The sequence below is a fragment of the Streptomyces sp. NPDC047014 genome (genome assembly GCF_040644195.1).
Lineage (GTDB): Bacteria > Actinomycetota > Actinomycetes > Streptomycetales > Streptomycetaceae > Streptomyces.
In genome coordinates, this window is sequence record NZ_JBEYVX010000018.1 from 85,315 (window position 1) to 105,717 (window position 20,403).

19 protein-coding genes and 1 riboswitch are annotated in these 20,403 nt (G+C 71.2%); of the genes, 4 read left to right on the top strand and 15 right to left on the bottom strand.

All coding sequences use genetic code 11. The features are described 5' to 3' along the window. Positions 1 to 46 precede the first annotated feature (46 nt). Positions 47 to 691, bottom strand: a complete 645-nt coding sequence (locus ABZ873_RS13970; RefSeq protein WP_360870113.1) for a PadR family transcriptional regulator — start codon at positions 689 to 691, stop codon at positions 47 to 49. 189 nt (positions 692 to 880) lie between these two features. On the opposite strand from ABZ873_RS13970, the gene ABZ873_RS13975 reads away from it, so the two are divergent. Then, positions 881 to 1,714, top strand: a complete 834-nt coding sequence (locus ABZ873_RS13975) for a PhzF family phenazine biosynthesis protein (protein ID WP_360870116.1) — start codon at positions 881 to 883, stop codon at positions 1,712 to 1,714. Here the strand turns inward: ABZ873_RS13975 and ABZ873_RS13980 are convergent. The 3 genes from ABZ873_RS13980 to ABZ873_RS13990 all read right to left on the bottom strand — a co-directional run bounded on the left by ABZ873_RS13980 (position 1,665) and on the right by ABZ873_RS13990 (position 4,895). Beyond that, entirely contained in the window at positions 1,665 to 2,366 is a 702-nt protein-coding gene (locus ABZ873_RS13980; RefSeq protein WP_360870119.1) for a hypothetical protein, read from the bottom strand. The two genes, ABZ873_RS13975 and ABZ873_RS13980, sit on opposite strands and share 50 nt — an antisense overlap. A gap of 93 nt (positions 2,367 to 2,459) precedes the next feature. Beyond that, positions 2,460 to 3,233, bottom strand: coding sequence for a type II CAAX endopeptidase family protein (locus ABZ873_RS13985; RefSeq protein WP_360870187.1), 774 nt, complete (start codon positions 3,231 to 3,233; stop codon positions 2,460 to 2,462). A 129-nt stretch (positions 3,234 to 3,362) separates the two neighbouring features. Beyond that, positions 3,363 to 4,895 (bottom strand): glutamate-cysteine ligase family protein, encoded by a 1,533-nt coding sequence (locus ABZ873_RS13990; protein WP_360870122.1) that lies wholly within the window; start codon positions 4,893 to 4,895, stop codon positions 3,363 to 3,365. 497 nt (positions 4,896 to 5,392) lie between these two features. Between ABZ873_RS13990 and ABZ873_RS13995 the strand changes: the two genes are divergently transcribed. Both ABZ873_RS13995 and ABZ873_RS14000 read left to right on the top strand, forming a co-directional pair. Next, on the top strand, positions 5,393 to 6,013 hold the full coding sequence (locus ABZ873_RS13995) for a hypothetical protein (RefSeq protein WP_360870125.1): 621 nt from the start codon (positions 5,393 to 5,395) through the stop codon (positions 6,011 to 6,013). Positions 6,014 to 6,274: 261 nt separating this feature from the next. Further along, positions 6,275 to 6,463, top strand: coding sequence for a DUF5999 family protein (locus ABZ873_RS14000; protein ID WP_360870128.1), 189 nt, complete (start codon positions 6,275 to 6,277; stop codon positions 6,461 to 6,463). Between the two features lie 86 nt (positions 6,464 to 6,549). On the opposite strand, the gene gcvP is transcribed toward ABZ873_RS14000, so the two are convergent. Further along, on the bottom strand, positions 6,550 to 9,435 hold the full coding sequence (gcvP, locus tag ABZ873_RS14005; RefSeq protein WP_360870131.1) for an aminomethyl-transferring glycine dehydrogenase: 2,886 nt from the start codon (positions 9,433 to 9,435) through the stop codon (positions 6,550 to 6,552). Between the two features lie 196 nt (positions 9,436 to 9,631). Next, positions 9,632 to 9,730: riboswitch (glycine riboswitch) on the bottom strand. 63 nt (positions 9,731 to 9,793) lie between these two features. Between gcvP and ABZ873_RS14010 the strand changes: the two genes are divergently transcribed. Next, positions 9,794 to 10,207 carry a PRC-barrel domain-containing protein gene (locus tag ABZ873_RS14010; RefSeq protein ID WP_360870134.1) on the top strand — a complete coding sequence of 138 codons (414 nt, stop codon included), beginning with the start codon at positions 9,794 to 9,796 and terminating at the stop codon, positions 10,205 to 10,207. Between the two features lie 37 nt (positions 10,208 to 10,244). Here the strand turns inward: ABZ873_RS14010 and ABZ873_RS14015 are convergent, their stop codons facing one another. The 10 genes from ABZ873_RS14015 to ABZ873_RS14060 form a co-directional block, all read right to left on the bottom strand. Further along, positions 10,245 to 11,663 (bottom strand): DNA polymerase IV, encoded by a 1,419-nt coding sequence (locus ABZ873_RS14015; RefSeq protein WP_360870137.1) that lies wholly within the window; start codon positions 11,661 to 11,663, stop codon positions 10,245 to 10,247. A 43-nt stretch (positions 11,664 to 11,706) separates the two neighbouring features. Next, positions 11,707 to 12,345, bottom strand: coding sequence for a MerR family transcriptional regulator (locus tag ABZ873_RS14020; RefSeq protein WP_360870140.1), 639 nt, complete (start codon positions 12,343 to 12,345; stop codon positions 11,707 to 11,709). A gap of 181 nt (positions 12,346 to 12,526) precedes the next feature. Continuing rightward, the gene (locus tag ABZ873_RS14025; RefSeq protein WP_007262890.1) at positions 12,527 to 13,000 is read right to left on the bottom strand and encodes a bifunctional nuclease family protein; all 474 of its coding nucleotides are present in this window, start codon (positions 12,998 to 13,000) and stop codon (positions 12,527 to 12,529) included. A gap of 74 nt (positions 13,001 to 13,074) precedes the next feature. Beyond that, entirely contained in the window at positions 13,075 to 13,815 is a 741-nt protein-coding gene (locus ABZ873_RS14030; RefSeq protein WP_360870143.1) for a MerR family transcriptional regulator, read from the bottom strand. A gap of 18 nt (positions 13,816 to 13,833) precedes the next feature. Beyond that, positions 13,834 to 14,775: an FHA domain-containing protein gene (locus tag ABZ873_RS14035; RefSeq protein WP_360870190.1), complete on the bottom strand. Its 942-nt coding sequence runs from the start codon at positions 14,773 to 14,775 to the stop codon at positions 13,834 to 13,836. A gap of 82 nt (positions 14,776 to 14,857) precedes the next feature. Next, positions 14,858 to 15,676, bottom strand: a complete 819-nt coding sequence (locus ABZ873_RS14040; protein WP_360870146.1) for a DUF881 domain-containing protein — start codon at positions 15,674 to 15,676, stop codon at positions 14,858 to 14,860. Then, positions 15,673 to 16,005: a small basic family protein gene (locus ABZ873_RS14045; RefSeq protein WP_360870149.1), complete on the bottom strand. Its 333-nt coding sequence runs from the start codon at positions 16,003 to 16,005 to the stop codon at positions 15,673 to 15,675. Before ABZ873_RS14045 ends, ABZ873_RS14040 begins: the two co-directional genes overlap by 4 nt. Next, positions 16,002 to 16,907: a DUF881 domain-containing protein gene (locus ABZ873_RS14050; protein WP_360870152.1), complete on the bottom strand. Its 906-nt coding sequence runs from the start codon at positions 16,905 to 16,907 to the stop codon at positions 16,002 to 16,004. The genes ABZ873_RS14045 and ABZ873_RS14050 overlap by 4 nt, the downstream gene beginning before the upstream one ends. 110 nt (positions 16,908 to 17,017) lie before the next feature. Further along, a complete protein-coding gene (locus tag ABZ873_RS14055; protein ID WP_360870155.1) occupies positions 17,018 to 19,513 on the bottom strand; it encodes a mannose-1-phosphate guanyltransferase in 2,496 nt (831 codons plus the stop codon). A gap of 99 nt (positions 19,514 to 19,612) precedes the next feature. Beyond that, positions 19,613 to 20,203 (bottom strand): CDP-alcohol phosphatidyltransferase family protein, encoded by a 591-nt coding sequence (locus tag ABZ873_RS14060; RefSeq protein ID WP_360870158.1) that lies wholly within the window; start codon positions 20,201 to 20,203, stop codon positions 19,613 to 19,615. Between the last annotated feature and the right edge of the window lie 200 nt (positions 20,204 to 20,403).

Consider the following 20,403-nt stretch of genomic DNA (forward strand, 5'->3'; position numbering starts at 1 on the left):
CCTCGTACGCCGGCCCGCAGGAGCGGACCGGCGGCCGCGGCCGCGTTCAGTGCTCGTCGGCCAGGATCAGGTAGAGCTTCTTGCGCGCGTCGTTGATGACGCCGAGCGCCTTCTCGCGCTGCTCGGGCGAGCCGGTCTTGAAGACCTGCCCGAACGCCTCCATCAGGCCGGTCGCGGCCTGCCGGATCTCGTGCATCGCCTCGAAGTCGACCCCGCGCCCGGCCTCGGCCCAGGGGGCCTCCGGGCCCGACTCGGCCTCGGTGCGCCCGGAGTCGGTGAGCGTGAACAGCTTCTTGCCGCCCTCGCTCTCGCTGCTGATCAGGCCCTCGTCCTCCAGCAGGCTCAGGGTCGGGTAGACCGAGCCGGGGCTGGGCTTCCAGGCCCCGCCGCTGCGCTCGCCGATCTCCTGGATCATCTCGTAGCCGTGCATCGGGCGGTCGGCCAGCAGCGCCAGGATCGAGGCGCGCACATCGCCGCGCCGCGCCCGGCCGCGCGGTCCGCCGCGCCCGCCCCGGCCGCCGAAGGGGCCCGGGCCGAAGGGCGGCCCGAAGGGGCCGAAGGCGGCGCGCAGGCCGCGGAACTCCTCCCGACGATCGGGCCCGCAGTGCCCGTGGCCCCGGCCGTGCTCGGGTCCGTGGCCGTGAACGTGCTGCCCCTGGTGTCCGTGTCCGTGGTGTCCGTGTGAACGCATGACTGCGCTCCTTTCGTCTTTCGGTCTCTCGTGAGTGAGGTATCGGTTGTCCGATGCCTCCACTATCGATGAGCGATCGCGATGCGTCAACGATATATCGGAAACTTTTTTACCGAACACCTTCGGTCCAGGCCAGTCGGCCCGGATTGGCCTTTGTCGACGATCAAGGAACCGCCCTACCGTCGGGGCATGCGTATCCGAACCGTCGACGCCTTCACCGACCGCCCCTTCCACGGGAACCCCGCCGGAGTCCTGCTCCTCGACAGCGGCTTCCCGGCGGACTCCTGGCTCCAGCAGGTCGCGGCCGAGATGAACCTCTCCGAGACCGCCTTCGCCCACCCCCTCCCGCCCGGCGGCGACGCCGACTGGGCGCTGCGCTGGTTCACCCCGGCCGGCGAGGTCGACCTGTGCGGCCACGCCACGCTGGCCACCGCGCACGTCCTGGCCACCGCCGGGCTCGCCACCGGCCTGATCCGCTTCTCCGCGCGCTGCGGGGTGCTCACCGCCGAGACCGCCGCCGACGGCACGATCACCCTGGACTTCCCGACGTCCTCGCTGATCCCGGTCCCCGCCCCGGGCTCCGTCGACCACGCGCTCGGCGGGGTGCCGATCCTCTCCGTGCACGACACCTCCGCGCACATCGGGGACCTCGTGGTCGAGCTGCCCGACGAGCGGACCGTCCGGGAGCTGGAGCCCGACCACGGCGCCCTGCGCGCCTTCGCCAAGCGGGGCGTGATCGTCACCGCCGCCGCCGAGGACCCCTCCCGCGGCTACGACTTCGTCTCCCGCGGCTTCTTCCCCGCCTTCGGCATCGACGAGGACCCCGTCACCGGCAGCGCGCACACCGCGCTCGCCCCCTTCTGGGCGCAGCGCCTGGGCCGCACCGAGCTGACCGGCCTCCAGGGCGGCGCCCGTCAGGGGCTGGTACGGGTCACCCTCGCGGGTGAGCGCACCCTGCTGACCGGCCGGGCCGTCACCGTCCTGGACGGCGAGCTGCTGACCTCCCCGCCCGGGGCCGCCTGAGCGCCGCCGCCTCCCGCCTGCGGCGCTCGGTCTCCTCCCACGCCCGCGAGTCGATCCGCTTGCGGTGGACCTGCTCCGGCTCGGCGGCCCCCAGGTGCACCGTCCAGACCCACAGGACGGCCGAGACCACGAAGAGGAGGACCGCCACGCCCAGGTAGGAGCCGGCCTCCTCGGCCTCGGAGGCGTTCTCGTCGTGCAGGAAGCCGGGTACGCCGACCACCACCGCGTTCACCCACCAGGCGAGCGCCAGGTTGAAGAGGGCGAGCGCGATCCAGTACGCCACCCGCGCGCTCCGCGCCGGACCGCTCAGCTCCCCCAGCAGGAGCAGCCGCCGCAGGCTGACGGGCGCCGTCCGGCGGTGGTCCCCCGATTCCGCCTTGGCGCGGCGCACCGAGGCGTAGCACTCGTCCAGCCAGCGCCCCGGCTCGGGATCCGGGGCCGGGGCGTCGGTCGGGGCGAGCTGCTTGGCCTGGATCCAGCCGCTGAGGAACTGGATCTCCAGCTGGGCCTTCTCCAGCCGCCTGCGGTAGTGGTGGTCGGCGCTGCGCGCCTCGCGGCGGTCCCGGATGAGGAGGCTGGCCCCGCCCACCAGGCCGCTGATGACGGGCACGAAGAAGGGCGCGAACGACGTCAGGGAGTCCAGAACAGCCACCGGGCGCGCCTCCTCACTCCCCTCCAGACTCGCACCGCCCCGGCCCCGCGGCCCCGCCCTGCGCGGCCGATCGGGTGCCCGGGCCGCGGCGCGTCAGGGCGTGGGCAGCCAGTCCACCTTGCCCGCGAGCAGCGCGTACCCGCCGAAGGCCACGATGTCGAGCAGCGCGTGGGCGACGACGAGCGGTCCGACCCGCCCCCAGCGGCGGTAGGCCAGTACGAAGACCACGCCCATCACCATGTTGCCGATGAACCCGCCGATGCCCTGGTAGAGGTGGTAGGAGCCGCGCAGTACGGCGCTGGCGGCCAGCGCCGCCATGGGCGACCAGCCGAGCTGGCCGAGCCTGCGCAGCAGATAGGCCAGGACGATGACCTCCTCCACCACGGAGTTCTGGATCGCCGAGAGGATCAGGACGGGGAACTTCCACCACACGTCCGGCAGCGCCTCCGGCACCACCGTGAGGTTGAACCCGGCGGCCCGCGACCCCAGGTAGAAGGCCAGCCCGGCGCTCCCGATGCCCGCCGCGACGAGCACCCCCCGCCCCAGGTCCTGGAGCGGCCGCGTCCGGTCGAAGCCCAGGACCCGCAGCCCCGGCGCCCCCTCCCGGGTCAGCAGGTGCGCCACCAGCAGTACGGGAACCAGCGCGCTCGCGATCCCGAACAGCTGCCAGGCCAGGTCCAGCCAGGGCCGGCCGGGCGCGTAGGAGCCGTTGAGCGTGGCGGCCTGGTCCTTGAGGCCGCCCGGCTTGGTGAGCGAGCCAATGAAGCTGATCAGCGCCGACACACCGCTCGCGCCCAGCGAGAGCGCGAGGACGAGCAGCGTCTCCGTGCGCAGCAGGCCCCGCCGCCCGTTCTCGTCCAGCTCCATGAACACCGGCTCCGGATCCGCCCGCACGCCCGACTCCCGTCCTGCCATCCCGTTGCGACCACCCCATACTGCCTCCTCGGCCGGGCGGGCGATCACCGAGGGAGGCCGGGCGGCGGCCTCCCCCCGGGCTCAGCGCGCCACGGGCAGCGCGGCGCCCGCCTCCTCCGTGAGCCCCACGGGCCAGGTGTGCACGGGCTCGCCCCGGTGCATCAGCTCGCTGTAGCGCCGGGTGGTGGCCGCCAGCGCCTCCTCCCGCTCCAGTCCGGCCGCGAGCGCCCGGTGGTAGGTGTCCACCTGCCAGGTCGCCCCGTTGACCCGCCGTCGGCAGCGCTCCTCGATGATGCCGAGGTAGTGGTCGCGGTCGGCGGGCTCGATGCCCCAGGCGTCCAGCCCCGCCGCCGCCATCGGCAGCAGCTCGTCCAGGACCAGCCGTACGGCAGGCACGCTGACCAGTCCGCCCGCCCGGCCCCGGCGCGGCCACCGCAGCCGCGCGTCGATCCCGTACCGGCAGGCGGCGTCGAAGTTCGCCTCCGCCTCGGCGAAGGGCAGCCGGGTCCACACCGGGCGCGGCTCGTCCGCGAGGGTGCGCACCAGCCCGTAGTAGAAGGCGGCGTTGGCGACGACATCGGTGACGGTGGGCCCCGCCGGCAGCACCCGGTTCTCCACCCGCAGGTGCGGCACCCCGTCCGCGACCCCGTAGACGGGCCGGTTCCAGCGGTAGACGGTGCCGTTGTGCAGGACCAGCTCCTGCAAGGAGGGGACCCCGCCCTCGGCCAGCACCCGCAGCGGCTCCTCCTCGTCGCAGATCGGCAGCAGGGAGGGGAAGTAGCGCACGTTCTCCGCGAACAGCTCGTACGCCGAGTCCACCCACCGCTCCCCGAACCAGGTGCGCGGCCGCACCCCTTGCGCCTGGAGCTCGGGCGGGCGGGTGTCGGTGGCCTGCGTGAACAGCGGCGGCCGCGACTCCCGCCACAGTTCGCGCCCGAAGAGGAAGGGCGAGTTGGCGCCGACGGCTATCTGCGCCGCCGTCACCGCCTGCGCCGCGTTCCACACCGCCGAGAACCGCGCGGGCGTCACCTGGAGGTGCAGCTGTACGGAGGTGCAGGCGGCCTCCGGCACGATCGACCCGGAGGTCCAGATCAGCCGCTCCACGCCGTCGATGTCGAGGGTGAAGTCCTCCCCGCGCATCATCAGGATCTGCTCGTTCAGCAGCGAGTAGCGGTCGACCGCCGAGAGGTTCCCGGCGACGAGATCACCGCGGGCGAGGGTGGGCAGGATGCCGATCATCACCACGCCCGCCTCGATCTCCGCGGCCTGCCGGTGGGCATATCCCAGCCCCGCGCTCAGTTCCTCGGCGAGCTGGTCGAATACCCGGCCGCCGAGCCGGTGGGGCAGGACGTTCACCTCCAGGTTGAACATTCCGAGTTCGGTCTGGAAATCGGTGCTCGCTATCCGCTCCAGCACCTGCGCATTCACCATGCGCGGCATTCCGTCGGTACCCGCGAGATTCAATTCGATCTCCAGCCCCATCATGTTCTTCGGGCGATCGAACCTCTTCTCCGCCAGAAGTCGCTCCAGCCCCTCCAGGCACTCGTGGAGCTTCCTTCGATACCGCTGCCGATCGGACAGGTCGAATCCGCCTGCCACGATCTTCTCCCCCATCGAAGTGTCCCTCCTGGAGCTGGCCAGTCCCGGCGACCCGGGCGCACGTCACGGTCGATGATGCCCCGGCAGCATGATCCATAACGCGGCGGGGGCGTGCCTGGCGAGGAGCGCGCGCCGGTTTGGCCGAAGGGCGCTTCGGCACATTCACCTGGCAAGGCGCCCCGCGCAAATTCCGCATGGAATGTGCGCGTTTCCGATAACCGGCGCTTTCCAGCCGAGCCCCCTTCCGGTAACCTCCGAGGTCAGCGTGGCACGTCCGCGTCCATCCGGCATGAATGCCATGTCAGCGGGTCCGGTAAGCACCTTGTCGGCAATAGCCGGGACAGCTAGCCGAAACACTGCGTGAACACATGTCGTATAAACTCCGCAAACGAGGCAGAGAGTTGACGCGCGGCCATTGCCCCTCGGCCCCCCTCTGGCCCCAGAATGCGACAGCTCCGTCCGCACCTTCCCCCGCCCGTTCCACCGGTCTCCCAAGTGAGAGGCGACCCACCATGCCGCTGCATGTCCACCCGGCTCCCGCACCCGCCCTGCGCAGCGTCCTCGCGGCACTCGGTTCCCCCACCGCCGTCAACGAGGCACACACCCCGGCCCTGCGCGCCATCCAGGGGCCGCTGACCGCCGAGCTCCCCCTCCCGGTGCACGTCCTCGACCGCCTGAACATCTCCGACCTCGCGGCCGTCGGCCGCCCGCCCCGCACCCGGCTGGTCGGCTGGCGCTTCCTGATCCGCAGCGGGGACCGGTACGTCGCGGCCGCCGACACCCGGCTGACTCCCGACGGCTGGGCCTTCTCCCACTTCTTCGAAGGACCCTACGTCGCCGCCACCGAACGCGCCCTGCGTCAGGCGGAATCCCTCGGCACGGCCCATCAGCCGCGCCTGCTGTCCGTACCGGAGCTCTACATGCTCACCCTGTGGCTGCACGGGGCGGTCGGCGCCGCGGCCGCCTCCGGACTGCCCGCCGGGGAGGACCTGTTGGTGCCGCTGGCGCCGGCGCCTCCCGGCATCGCCGCCTACCGGCCGCATCCGGTCTCCGAGCTGCTTCCCGTCCTCACCCACCGGCTGACTCCCGCGACCGCGCCGGCCCCGCCCACGCTGGCCGCGCCCGCCGCCTGACCCGATTGACCCATCCGGCCTAGCCCGGCCGGACCACCGGCGAACCATCCGAAATGACAGGGGAGTTGGCCTGAACCGCCCGCACGAGTGATGCGTCATCAATCCGTGAGGACAGCTGCGGGGAAATCCCTGCGAAGCGGCTGTCGTGGGGGAACACTGAGGACAAGCTCCCCGCGTCTGCGGGGATGACCCAGGGGGACGGCGATGACTCACGTATCGAGCCGTAGCACACAGACCACGTCGCAGCGAAAGAACGCATCCATGTGCCAGCACCAGCCTTCCTGCCCGTCAGCCGAATCCGCCGACAGGGAGGCCGCGCGCCCTGTGGCCAACCACCCGGAACAGGGCTGGAGCCTGCTGTGCAACGGCGTCCTGCTCTTCGAGGACACCGGTGAGCTGCTGCCGGACGGCCAGATCATCGCCCCGCACCGGCCGCTCGCGGCGGCCTAGGCGGGGCAGCGCGAAGGGGCCGGTCCCGGGATCTCCTCCCGGGACCGGCCCCTTCGCCGCTGTCAGCTCACGTCACCCGGGACGGATCAGGCGTCGTACTCGTCCAGCGGCGGGCAGGAGCAGACCAGGTTGCGGTCGCCGAAGGCACCGTCGATACGGCGCACCGGCGGCCAGTACTTCTCGGCGGGGGCGACCCCGCCCGGGAAGACCGCCTCGTCGCGCGTGTACGCGTGGTTCCACTCGCCGCCCAGCGCGGACGCCGTGTGCGGGGCGTTGGCCAGCGGGTTGTCCCCGGCCGGCCACTCGCCGCCCGCGACCCGCTCGATCTCGGCGCGGATGGCGATCATCGCGTCGCAGAAGCGGTCGATCTCGGCGAGGTCCTCGGACTCCGTCGGCTCGATCATGAGCGTGCCGGCGACCGGGAAGGACATCGTCGGGGCGTGGAAGCCGTAGTCGATCAGGCGCTTGGCGATGTCGTCCACGGTCACGCCCGTGGCCTTCGACAGCGGGCGCAGGTCGATGATGCACTCGTGCGCGACCAGGTTGCCCGGACCGGTGTAAAGCACCGGGTAGTGCGGCTCCAGGCGCTTGGCGATGTAGTTGGCGCCGAGCACCGCGACCTGGGTGGCCCGCTTGAGGCCCTCGCCGCCCATGAGGCGCACGTACGACCAGGAGATCGGCAGGATGCCCGCCGAGCCCCACGGAGCGGCCGAGATCGGGCCGACACCGGTCTCCGGGCCCGCGGTGGGCTGGAGCGGGTGGTTCGGCAGGTAGGGGGCCAGGTGCGCGCGGACACCGACCGGGCCGACGCCCGGACCGCCGCCGCCGTGCGGGATGCAGAAGGTCTTGTGCAGGTTCAGGTGCGAGACGTCGCCGCCGAAGTGACCCGGCTTGGCCAGGCCCACCAGGGCGTTCAGGTTGGCGCCGTCGACGTAGACCTGGCCGCCCGCCTCGTGCACCTGGGCGCAGATGTCGGCGACGTGCTCCTCGAACACACCGTGCGTGGACGGGTAGGTGATCATCAGCACGGCGAGCTGGTCGCGGTACTGCTCGATCTTGGCGCGCAGGTCGGCCGCGTCCACCTCGCCGTCGTCGGCGGTCTTGACGACGACGACCTTCATACCGGCCATCACGGCGCTGGCGGCGTTGGTGCCGTGCGCGGAGGACGGGATGAGGCAGATGGTGCGCTGCTCGTCGCCGTTCGCGCGGTGGTAGGCGCGCACGGCCAGCAGACCGGCGAGCTCACCCTGGGAGCCGGCGTTCGGCTGGAGGGAGACCTTGTCGTAGCCGGTGACCTCGCAGAGACGTTCCTCCAGCTCGTGGATGAGCGTGAGGTAGCCCTCGGCCTGCTCCACCGGGGCGAAGGGGTGCAGCTGGCCGAACTCGGGCCAGGTCACCGGCTCCATCTCGGTGGTCGCGTTGAGCTTCATGGTGCAGGAGCCCAGCGGGATCATGCCGCGGTCCAGCGCGTAGTCCTTGTCCGACAGCTTGCGCAGGTAGCGCAGCATGGCGGTCTCGGAGCGGTGCTGGTGGAAGACCGGGTGGGTCAGGTAGTCGTCCGCGCGCAGCAGGCCCTCGGGCAGGGTGTCCGCCGCGGAGGCGTCCAGCGCCTCGATGTCGGCGGTGACGCCGAAGGCGGCCCAGACGGCCTCGATGTCGGCGCGCAGGGTGGTCTCGTCGCAGCTGATGGAGATCAGGTCGGCGTCGACCCGGTGCAGGTTGACCCCGCCCTCGCGGGCGGCGGCGACGACCTCGGCCGCGCGGCCCGGGACGCGGACCGTGATCGTGTCGAAGTAGGCGCCGTGCACGGTCTCGACCCCGCCGTCCCGCAGACCGGCCGCGAGGAGCGTGGCGTAGCGGTGGGTGCGGCCGGCGATCGTACGCAGGCCGTCCGGGCCGTGGTAGACGGCGTACATGCCCGCCATGACGGCCAGCAGGACCTGCGCGGTGCAGATGTTGCTGGTGGCCTTTTCGCGGCGGATGTGCTGCTCGCGGGTCTGGAGCGCCAGGCGGTACGCCTTGTTGCCGTCCGCGTCCACGGAGACGCCGACGAGGCGGCCCGGCAGGGAGCGGGCGTGCTTGTCCTGGACGGCCATGTAGCCGGCGTGCGGTCCGCCGAAGCCCATCGGGACACCGAAGCGCTGGGTGGTGCCCACCGCGATGTCCGCGCCGAGGGCGCCCGGGGAGGTCAGCAGGGTCAGGGCGAGCAGGTCGGCGGAGACGGTGACGATGGCACCGAGCCCGTGCGCCTGGTCGATGACCGGCTTGATGTCACGGACGGCGCCGGAGGCACCCGGGTACTGGATCAGCACGCCGTAGACGCCGCGCTCGGCGATCTCGGCGGGGATGCCCCCGGACAGGTCCGCGACGACGACCTCGATGCCGATCGGCTCGGCGCGGGTCTCGATGACCGCGACGGTCTGCGGCAGGGCGTCGGCGTCGACCAGGAAGACATTGCCCTTGGCCTTGCCCACGCGGCGGGCCAGCGTCATGGCCTCGGCGGCCGCGGTGCCCTCGTCGAGCAGCGAGGCGCCCGAGGTCGGCAGGCCGGTGAGCTCCGCGACGACGGTCTGGAAGTTGAGCAGCGCCTCCAGGCGGCCCTGGGAGATCTCCGGCTGGTAGGGCGTGTACGCCGTGTACCAGGCCGGGTTCTCCATCACGTTGCGCAGGATCACTGGCGGCGTGAAGGTCCCGTAGTAGCCGAGGCCGATCATGGAGGTGAGGACCTGGTTGCGGTCGGCGAGCGAACGGAGCTCGGCCAGCACCTCGGCCTCGGTGCGCGCCTCGGGCAGGTCGAGCGCGTCGGCGGTCTTGATCACATCCGGGACCGCGGCGGCGGTCAGCTCGTCCAGGGAGCCGTAGCCCACATGGGCGAGCATCTTCGCCTGCGCCTCGGCATCCGGGCCGATGTGGCGCTGTTCGAAGGGGATGCCTCGCTCCAGCTGGGAGAGCGGAATGCGGTTGGCGGTCATGACGGAGGGCCTCCTGGTCGTATGACCTACGAGGGGCACCACGGCGCGGGCACCCGGACGGCCTCCCCCTCTGTCATCTCAACCTGAGAGTTTCACCGGACTCACGGGGGTCTCCCGTGGTGATCCGGCTTTCACCGTCGGTGAGAGGTGGGACCGGCACTGCGCGCCCGGTACCGCCCCTGCTTTCCAGAGTGGCCTCGTCCGTGCGGTACGTATGCCTGAGAGATTCCGGGGAGGATTTGCTCCTTCGGCGCCTCCGTCACGCTCACTCGGAGGACTCTCCCGCACAGGGTCGACAGCCGCTACCCAGCCTACCAGCGAGGTTCCGGGGGCTCCCCGAGTGGCCTCCCTCACAGTTATGCACTTCTGTAGTGATACGGAGCAGTTGCGACCACGTGGAGGGACCGTGCAGACCGACATCGATCCGCGCAGCCTGATCGGCCGCAAGGCGTTCGACCGCAACGGCGCCAAGATCGGCACCGTCGACGAGGTCTACCTCGACGACGCCACCGGCGTCCCGGAATGGGCGGCCGTCCGCACGGGCCTGTTCAGCCGCGACGCCTTCGTCCCGCTGGAGCCGAGCGAGCTGGTGAACGACACCCTGCGCGTGCCCTTCGAACGCTCCCTCATCAGGGACGCCCCCGATTTCGGCGTGGGCCGCCACCTCTCCCCCGAGCAGGAGCTCCAGCTCTACCACCACTACGGCCTGGACACGACCCTCCCGTCCGAGTTCCACCGCGACTTCGGGCACCTGGCGGGCGACGAGGGCTGAGGCCGGCGCCCCTCTTCCCGCACCTGCTCCTGCCCTTCTACGGGGCTCCCTCCCCCGGCAGCGGCAGCGGATCGGCCGGTTCCAGCTCCGGGTCGTCCACCCGGAAGGTCCGGACCCGTCCGGGCGGTGATCCGGGCTGCTCGAAGCGCACGGTCACCCGCCCGACCCCGCTGCCCTGCACCCAGCCCGCGCCGTACAGCGCGTGGTGGACATCGCTCCCGGCCGGCCAGCGGCGCTCGGCGGGGGCCTCCTGCGGTCCGGCGAGCGGTCCGGCGGGCGGATCGCCCGCGCCGGAGGGGGCCGCCGCGCCGTCCTCGGGCCCGGCGGTGCCCGCCTCGGTCTCCGCCTCCGCCCCGGGGCCGGGCTCCGCATCCCGCTCGGCGGCCAGGGACTGCGCGAACAGGTCCTCCTGGGTGTAGTCGGCCAGGCCGCTCACCCCGACCCCCAGCAGGCGCACCCCGCCCGTGGTGTCCACCGCCTCCAGCAGCCGGGCCGCCGCCTCCCGGACCACCCCCGGGTCGTCCGTGGGCCCGCGCAGCGTCTCGGAGCGCGTCAGCGTGGAGAAGTCGTAGCGCCGCACCTTGAGCACGATCGTGCGCCCCGAGTGCCCGGAGCCCCGTAGCCGCTGGACGCACCGGTCGGCCAGGCGCTGCACCTCGCCGCGGATCCGGACCCGGTCGTGCAGGTCCACGTCGAAGGTGTCCTCGACCGACACCGACTTCGCGTCCCGCTCGGCCACCACCGGCCGGTCGTCCAGCCCGAGCGCCATCCGGTACAGGCCCGTGCCGTGCGCGCGCCCGACCATGCGGACCAGCTCGTCCTCCCCCGCCTCGGCCAGCTCGCCCACCGTGGTGATCCCGGCCCGGCGCAGGTGCTCACCGGTGGCCGGGCCGACGCCCGGCAGGGTGCGCACGGGCATGGGCGCCAGCAGCTCCCGCTCGGTGCCCGGCTCGATCAGCAGCAGCCCGGCCGGCTTGGCCTCCTCGGAGGCCACCTTGGCCAGCATCTTCGACCCCGCGAGCCCCACGGAGCCGCTGAGCCCCGTGGCGGCCCGGATGTCCGCCCGCAGCCTCTCGCCCGTCGCCCGCGCGGACGCCGAGTCGAAGGCGGTCCCGCCGGCCTCCAGGTCCACGAACGCCTCGTCCAGGCTGAGCGGCTCCACCAGCGGCGACAGCTCCCGCAGCAGGGCCATCACCACCTCGCTGACCTGCCGGTACAGGGTGAAGCGCGGGATCAGGTAGGCGCCGTTCGGGCAGAGCCGCCGGGCCTGGGCCGTCGGCATCGCGGAGTGCACCCCGAAGCGCCGCGCCTCGTACGAGGCAGTGGCGACGACCCCGCGCGGCCCGAGCCCGCCGACGATCACGGCCTTCCCGCGCAGGCTCGGCTTCGACGCCTGCTCGACGGAGGCGTAGAAGGCGTCCATGTCCAGGTGCAGGATGGTCGGCGCGGCTCTCACGGCACCAATGCTGGCCTACGCCACTGACATCGACGGGAGCGGTTCAGCCGGCGCGGTTGCGGCGGGCGGCGAGCTCGTCGGTGGGGTTGTGCCCGACCAGGGTCTCGCCGGTGTCCACCCGCTCCCCGTGCAGCTGCGACAGGGCGTTCTCCACGTCCCGCCACACGACGCCCACGGCGATGCCGAAGACGCCCTGCCCGCCCTGGAGCAGGCTCACGACCTGGTCCGAGGAGGTGCACTCGTAGACGGAGGCGCCGTCGCTCATGAGCGTCATCCGCTCCAGGTCGGAGAATCCGCGGTCCTGGAGGTGCTGTACGGCCGTCCGGATGTTCTGGAGGGCCACACCGGTGTCCAGGAACCGCTTGACGATCTTGAGGACGACCACGTCGCGGAAGCTGTAGAGCCGCTGCGTGCCCGATCCGTAGGCGGCCCGCACGCTGGGCTCCACCAGCCCGGTGCGCGCCCAGTAGTCCAGCTGCCGGTAGGTGATGCCCGCCGCCGCGCACGCGGTGGGACCGCGGTAGCCGACCTGCTCGGGCGCGGGCTCCCCGCCCACGAGCCCGGCCGGTGTCGTCTCCGGCTGGCGTCGCGGCGATCCGGCCGCCGTGCCGCGCAGCGGGTACGGCCCAGCGTCACTCCGTACGGGGGTGCCCCCGGTCGTACCGTCGCCCGTGATCCTCACGCCGACCCTCCGTCCTTGACCTGCCCACCTCGAAGGTAGGCAGTCACCCGGGGTGCGTCAACGATCGCCACACTCGGCACGCCGAGTGATAATCACCCTGAGAGTGGTTTCCCGTGTCCTCTTACGGGGAAAGGCTACTCGAATGGGCTTGAGGCGAGCCGGAAACGGCGTCGGCCGGCGCCTATTGCGGCCCGGTGCCGAAGTCCTCCGGCGAGATCTGGTCGAGGAACTCGCGGAACTTCTCCACCTCGTCCTCCTGCTCGTCCGGAATGGCGATTCCGGCGTCGTCCAGCACGCCGTCACTGCCGTAGATCGGCGTCCCCGTCCGCAGCGCGAGGGCTATGGCGTCGGAAGGACGCGCACTCACCTCGACCCCGCTGGCGAAGACGAGCTCCGCGTAGAAGACGCCCTCCCGCAGATCCGTGATGCGGACCTCGGTGAGCTCTTCACCGACCGCCTCCAGCACGTCCTTGAACAGGTCGTGCGTCAGCGGCCGGGCAGGGGCCATGCCCTGCTGCGCGAAGGCAATGGCCGTCGCCTCCCCCGGACCGATCCAGATGGGGAGGTACCGGTCGCCTCCCACTTCACGCAGGAGCACGATCGGTTGGTTGGAGGGCATTTCCACCCGGACACCCACAACGTCGAGCTCGTTCACACAGCAACCCTAGGACCTGCCCGGCAGGTTTGGGTAGTCGGGGCCCGACTCCGGCCGGACGCCGACCAGCGCCGTCACCGCAACCGGACGCCGAGAGCGGCCTGCACCAGCGCCTCGTGCAGCCGTACGGAGAGCCCCGCGAGCTCCTTCATCGTCGCCTCGGCATGCGCCCGGGTCTGTGGATTGCGGTGCCTGCGCAGCGGTGCCACCAGCTGCTCCACCAGGCCCGCCTCGCGCTCCGCGGCCGCCTTCATGGCCCGCAGATGGCGCGGCTCCAGGCCGAAGCGGCCCAGGTCGGCGACGAGCCCGGCCACCGCGACCGCGTCGGCGTCGAATCCGCCCCCGGGTGCCTCGGCCAGCAGCCCGTACGACTCCCACTCGGCCAACTGGGGCTCGTCCACCCCGACGGCCGCCAGCAGCTCCGCGCGGCCCGCACGGGCCGCGGGGGGCGTTTCCGGGACCGTGTCACCGGGACCGGCCGCGTCCCCCTGCGCCGTGGGCGACGGGATACGGATCTGCTCACCGCGGTCGAGCGCGTCCAGCTGCTCCCGGATGACCTTCAACGGCAGGTAGTGATCACGCTGGAGGCGCAGGACGCGCGCCAGGCGCTCCACGTCCTCGGTGCTGAACTTGCGGTATCCGGAAGGTGTGCGCCGGGGCTCGACCAGCCCCTCCGCCTCCAGGAACCGGATCTTCGAGATCGTGACATCGGGGAACTCGTCGCGCAGCGTGGTGAGCACCGTTCCGATGCTCACCAGCCGCTCCGCCGAGCGGGCGGTGCCGTTCCCGGCGCCGCCTGTCGGATTGCGCAGCATGGGACCTTCCCGTGGAGGTCAGACGCCTCGCAGGCTCGCGTAGAAGACCAGCCGGTACTTGCCGATCTGCACCTCGTCGCCGTTCTGCAGGGCGACGGAGTCGATGGGCTCGCGGTTGACGTACGTGCCGTTCAGGCTGCCGACGTCGGCGACGGTGAAGCCGCCGTCCGGTCCCCGGCGGAAGTCGACATGGCGCCGGGACACGGTGACGTCGTCCAGGAAGATGTCGCTCTGCGGGTGCCGGCCTGCCGTGGTCAGCTCTCCGTCCAGCAGGAAGCGGCTCCCGGAGTTCGGACCGCGCCGCACGATGAGCAGGGCGGAACCGGGGGGAAGCGCTTCCACCGCGGCCTGGGCCTCGGGGGACAGCGAGGACGACACATGCGACTGCCCGGACACCTCGGCCTCGTACGCCTCAAGGCCCGAGATCGAGATGGTGGACGTGGTCTCCGAGGCACGCTCCGGCGTCAGACCCGGCCGCAGCGGCGCCCCGCAGTTGGAGCAGAAACGGCTGGCCGCATCGCTGCGGTGGCCACACCTGCTGCAAACCTGCTCGGCCGACATGGACGGCTCCTCGCGCCGCGGCTGCCCCGCGGAGGCGTTGGTGGCATACGGGTCGGGGGCAAACCCTCCACCCGCACTTGAGGTTGATGAGTCACCGAAACCTATGCGTCCGGTACCGGCAGGGTCAACAGCCGACGCGCCGGGGGCACCCGGAACCTCGCCCGCGCCGGAGACCTCGTCACGGAACAGCGGGCGGTCGCCCTGGCCTTCCGCATCGGCGCCCGCACGATGCCTCGCCGGGCCGCTCTCCTCGTTCTTCTTCTTGCCGAACAGCTTCTCAAACAACTTCACGGGCGATTCCCCTTGACCGAAACAGACCCGCCCGTGGGGCAGGACGAACTCCGAATGCAGACACCTGCCGACCCGGACATTCTCACAACGTCCGTAACCACCAGACAGTTTCCACCACGCACCGCGACTTCGGTGCGCCGACCCCCCGCAGGCATCAGCCCGCGTGAGGCCCTCCACCCTCCACTCCGCTTCATCCCGGTGACGACCGAGCGTAGTCAGGCTGCTTCGCAGCCCGCAAGGCATCCACAACGATCTTCGCCGACCGTGTGACGGCGACGGTGGCCTGCTCCTTCTCCAGTGTCTGGACGACACCGCCGGGGATGTTCAGAGCCGGTTCCAGATCCTGCGGCTTGCCGATCACCTTGAACTCGTACGGCTGTGTGATCTTCTTACCGTCGATCGCGATCCCGCCGTTCTCGTCGGAGAAGTACGAGCCGGCCACGATCCGCACACCGTTGATCTGGATCGCCTCCGCCCCGGCCGCCCGCAGCTCCTGGAGGGTGTCCAGCAGCTGGTCGGACTGCACCTGGCCAGTGGGATCGGTGATCCTGAGCGTGATGCCCGGCCCCTGCGCTGCCACGGTACCGGCCAGGATGCCCAGTTGACGCTCCTTCTCCACGGTCTGCCGACGGGCCTCCTCGGCCTGGTTGGAACTGCTCTCCAGCTCCCTGCGCTGAGCGTCCAGCTGCTGCTTCTCCTCCTCCAGACGCTTGGTCCGCCCGTCGAGCTCGTCGAGGATCCGTACGAGGTCCTCCTGGCGGGCCCCGCGCAGCGCGCTGGACTCGCTGTTCGAGCGGACCTGGATGGCCAGCCCCAGCCCCAGGACGAACAGCAGCAGCGCCACGATCAGTTGGGCCCGGCTCACCCGCGGCGGCCACAGCCCGGCGGCGAGCCGCTGTCGGCCGGTCTCCTGGGAAGCCGGTCCGACCTGTGCCTTTCCCTCTTCAAGAGGCTGTTCCGGCACGTTCGGTTCCTCGGGCGGGGTGTGGTTCGCACTCATCGGCGTCACGCCCGGAACACATGGCGGCGGATGGCCGCCGCGTTGGAGAAGATCCGGATGCCGAGGACGACCACGACACCGGTGGACAGCTGCGAGCCGACGCCCAGCTTGTCGCCGAGGAAGACGATCAGCGCGGCGACCACCACGTTCGACAGGAACGACACCACGAAGACCTTGTCGTCGAAGATCCCGTCCAGCATGGCGCGCAGACCGCCGAAGACCGCGTCCAGCGCCGCCACGACGGCAATGGGCAGATAAGGCTCCATCACGGCCGGTACCTCGGGCCGGACCAGAAGTCCGGCCACCACTCCGGCCAAGAGGCCCAGTACCGCGATCACGATGCACCCTTCTGCTGCTCTGCCGGTGTGGCTGTCCGTACGGTCAGGCTGGAGGCGGCCGGCACCCGCACCTCGTCCTGGGGGGTCAGCGTGTACCTGATCCCGTAGCTCTCCTGCAGCACGTGCAGGTACTGGCCGTCCGCGGAGTCCTGGAAGGCCGGCCCGAGCCGTTTTTTGTCCCCGACCGCCAGCACCTCGTACGGCGGCACCAGCGGCCTGTTGTCGACCAGTATCGCGTCACCCGCGGCCCGGATCGCCGAGAGCTCCGTCAGCCGCTGGCCGTTGATCGACACCGCCTCGGCGCCCGCCTGCCACAACCCGTTGACGATCTTCTGCATGTCCCGGTCGCGGAGCCGGCCGGTGTCCGAGAAACCGGCGCTCTCCCGCGGACCGCCGCCCGCCGCGGAGGAGCCCTTCGCGTCGTCCACCACCAGCTTCACCCCGGGCCCGCGGACCTCGGTGGCGCCGGACAGCAGGGACACCAGCTCCCCCTCGCCCCCGCCGTGCTGCTTGAGGGCGGCCCGCTGACGTGCGGCGACATCGGTGCGCAGGCGGTCGATATCACCTTCGAGGGCGTGCGCCCGGTCGTCGGCGCGCTCCACCCGGTCGATCAGTTCCTGACGCTCCTTGGCCAGCGTCGGCGCGGCCACGCGCGCCTCGGCGGCCCCGAGCGTGACGACCATGGCGGCCAGGACCAGCCCGGCCGCGAGCCCCAGCTTGGCCTTGAGGGTGCGGGGCAGACCCGCCGTCCCGTCCGCCTCGCGCCGGGCCGCGGCCTGCGCGTACCCCTCGTCGAGGCTGTGGTCCATCACATGCGTCAGCAGCGACATGGAGGCGTCCGGGCGCGCCGGCACAGGAGGGGCCGGAGTCCGATGGTGGGGCGGCTGCGACATGCCGCACATCGTCGCATGTCGGCACCGTCCGCACCCAATGCGTCCGTCCGGTGGGCCGGGCGGCTCTGTCGCCACCCGGCCCACCGGACTTCTCCGCTATGCGGCTCCGCGCGCGGCGGTCAGCGCCCGGAGCTGTCCACCACGGCCGCCCACTCGTCGAGCAGCGCCTGCGCGGAGGCGTCGTCCGGGCCCTCCGCCCACAGGTGCGTGACGGCCTCGGCGGGGTCGGGCAGGACCAGCGCCCAGCGCCCGTCCGCCTCGACCACCCGCACGCCGTCGGTGGTGTCCACCTGCCGGTCCCCGGCCGCTTCCACCACCTGCCGCATGACGAGCCCCTTCACGGCCCACGGCGTCGGCACGTCCCGCTTGAGCACATGCGCCCGGGGGATCCGGGCGTCGATCTGGCTCAGGGTGAGCTGCGTCCGCGCCACCAGCCCGAGGAGCTGCACGAACGCCGCCGAACCGTCGAAGACGCTGCTGAACTCCGGGACGATGAAGCCGCCCCGGCCGTCGCCGCCGAAGATGGTGTTCTCGGCCCGGCCCACGCGGGTCAGGTCGTCCGGCGAGGTCGTCGTCCACTCCACCTGCGTGCCGTGGTAGGCCGCCACCTGCTCGGCGACGCGCGTGGTGGTCACCGGCAGGGCGACCTTCCCGCTGCGCTTCTCCGCCGCCACCAGGTCGAGCATCACGAGCAGCGCCCGGTCGTCCTCGATGATCCGGCCGCGCTCGTCGACCAGGGAGATCCGCTCGCCCACCGGGTCGAAGCGGACACCGAAGGCGGCCCGCGCCGAGGCGACGATCTCGCCCAGCCTGACCAGCCCGGCCCGCCGGGACTCCGCGGTCTCCGTCGGCCGGGACTCGTCCAGCCCGGGGTTGATCGTCAGGGCATCCACGCCGAGGCGGCCCAGGAGGCTGGGCATGACCAGGCCGGCGCTGCCGTTGGTGGCGTCCACGACGACCTTGAGACCGGCGTCGGCGATGCCCGTGGTGTCCACTCTGCGCAGCAGCGAGCCGGTGTACGCGTCGAAGACGCTGCCCGGGAACTGGAGGTCACCGATCTCGCCCGGGAAGGCCCGCCGGTACTCCTGGCGCGCGTAGACCCGGTCGAGTTTGCGCTGCTGCTGGAGCGAGAGGTCCGCGCCCCGCTCGTCGAGGAACATGATGTCCACCGAGTCGGGCACCCCCGGCGAGGTCCGCAGGACGATCCCGCCGGCACTGCCGCGCGCGGTCTGCTGGCGCGCCACGGGCAGCGGTACGTTCTCCAGGTCGCGTACGTTGATCGCGCTGGCCTGGAGCGCGGAGATCACGGCCCGTTTCAGGGCGCGGGCGCCGCGGGAGTGGTCGCGGGCCGTGGTGACGATGGCGCCCTTCTTGAGGGTGGTGGCGTAGGCACCGGCCAGCCGGACCACCAGCTCGGGCGTGATCTCCACGTTCAGGATCCCGGAGACACCGCGCGCACCGAACAGATGCGCCTGCCCGCGGGACTCCCAGATGACGGAGGTGTTGACGAAGGCGCCGGCCTCGATGGTCTTGAAGGGGTAGACGCGCACGTTCCCCTGGACGATCGACTCCTCGCCCACCAGGCACTCGTCACCGATGACGGCGCCGTCCTCGATCCGGGCCGCCCGCATGATGTCGGTGTTCTTGCCGACGACACAGCCCCGGAGATTGCTGTGGGGGCCGAGATAGACGTTGTCGTGCACGACGGCCTTGTGCAGGAAGGCCCCGCTCTTGACGACGACGTTCGAGCCGACGACCGTGTGCTCGCGGATCTCCACGCCGGCCTCGACCTTGGCGTAGTCCCCGATGTAGAGCGGTCCGCGCAGCACGGCGTCCGGGCTGACCTCCGCTCCTTCGGCGACCCAGACCCCGGGCGAGATCTCGAAGCCGTCCATCTCGACCTCGACCTTGCCTTCGAGGACGTCGGCCTGCGCCTTGACGTAGCTCTCGTGGGTGCCGACGTCCTCCCAGTAGCCCTCGGCCACATAGCCGTAGATCGGCCGGCCTTCCTTCATGAGCTGCGGGAAGACATCGCTCGACCAGTCGACGGAGACGTCCGGCTCGACGTAGTCGAAGACCTCGGGCTCCATCACGTAGATGCCGGTGTTGACGGTGTCCGAGAACACCTGGCCCCAGGTCGGCTTCTCCAGGAAGCGCTCGACCTTGCCTTCCTCGTCGACGATGGTGATGCCGAATTCGAGCGGGTTCGGCACCCGGGTCAGGCACACCGTGACCAGTGCGCCCTTCTCCTTGTGGAAGCGGATGAGGTCGGTCAGGTCGAAGTCGGTCAGCGCATCCCCGGAAATGACGACGAAGGCGTCATCCTTCAAGGCGTCTTCGGCATTCTTCACGCTGCCGGCGGTCCCGAGTGGCTTTTCCTCGTTGGCGTAGGTGAGCTCCATCCCGAGCTCCTCGCCATCCCCGAAGTAGTTCTTGACGAGTGACGCCAGGAACTGCACGGTGACCACGGTCTCGCTGAGCCCGTGTCGCTTGAGCAGCCTCAGCACGTGCTCCATGATCGGCCGGTTGGCCACCGGCAGGAGCGGCTTGGGCATGCTCGAGGTCATGGGACGAAGACGGGTACCTTCGCCACCGGCCATCACGACGGCCTTCATGTCGGAAGAGTCCTCCTTGAGAGATGACAGTCCTACCGACCCTCACCCGTCCCGGAGCGATGACTTCGCGACTCCTCCGCGTCATGCGCGCCGACGGGCTCAATCGGCTGTGGTGTCAGCCTTCACCAGACGGCGGACTTGAACCACGTATAGGGTTCCTGCCCACCAATAGAGGGTTGTACCCCATCCTGCGAACGCCCATCCGAAAACGGACGCCAACCAGGCCAACCAGCCGCTTCCGTCACTGAGCAGGAGCAATGGGAAGGCGTACATCAGGTTGAAGGTCGCGGCCTTGCCCAGGAAGTTGACCTGCGGCGGCGGATATCCGTGGCGGCGCAGGATCCACACCATGACCAGCAACATCAGCTCACGCGCGAGCAGGGCGCCGGTGAGCCACAGCGGCAGCACCTCGCGATAGGTCAGACCGAAGAGCGTCGACAGGATGTAGAGGCGGTCCGCGGCGGGATCCAGCAGGCGGCCGAGCTTGCTGATCTGATTCCAGCGCCGCGCGAGCTTCCCGTCGAGGTAGTCGCTGATCCCGCTGAGCATGAGGACGGCCAGGGCCCACCCGTCGTACTCGGCGAGGATCAGCCACAGGAACAGGGGCACGCCGGCCAGGCGAGCCATGCTCAGGACGTTCGGAATGGTGAAAATTCGGTCAGTCTGAACCCGAGTCTCCTGGACCTCCACCCGGGGGCCTCCACTGTGACGGTAGAAATGGTCGTTCGATGCCCCCTGACCCTACAGGAGACCGCACGCATGCCCGGAACGCAGAAAAGCCCCGCACCGAACCCGGAAAGGGCTGGTGCGGGGCTTTCCCACAATGATTGTTCGGCGGCGTCCTACTCTCCCACAGGGTCCCCCCTGCAGTACCATCGGCGCTGAAAGGC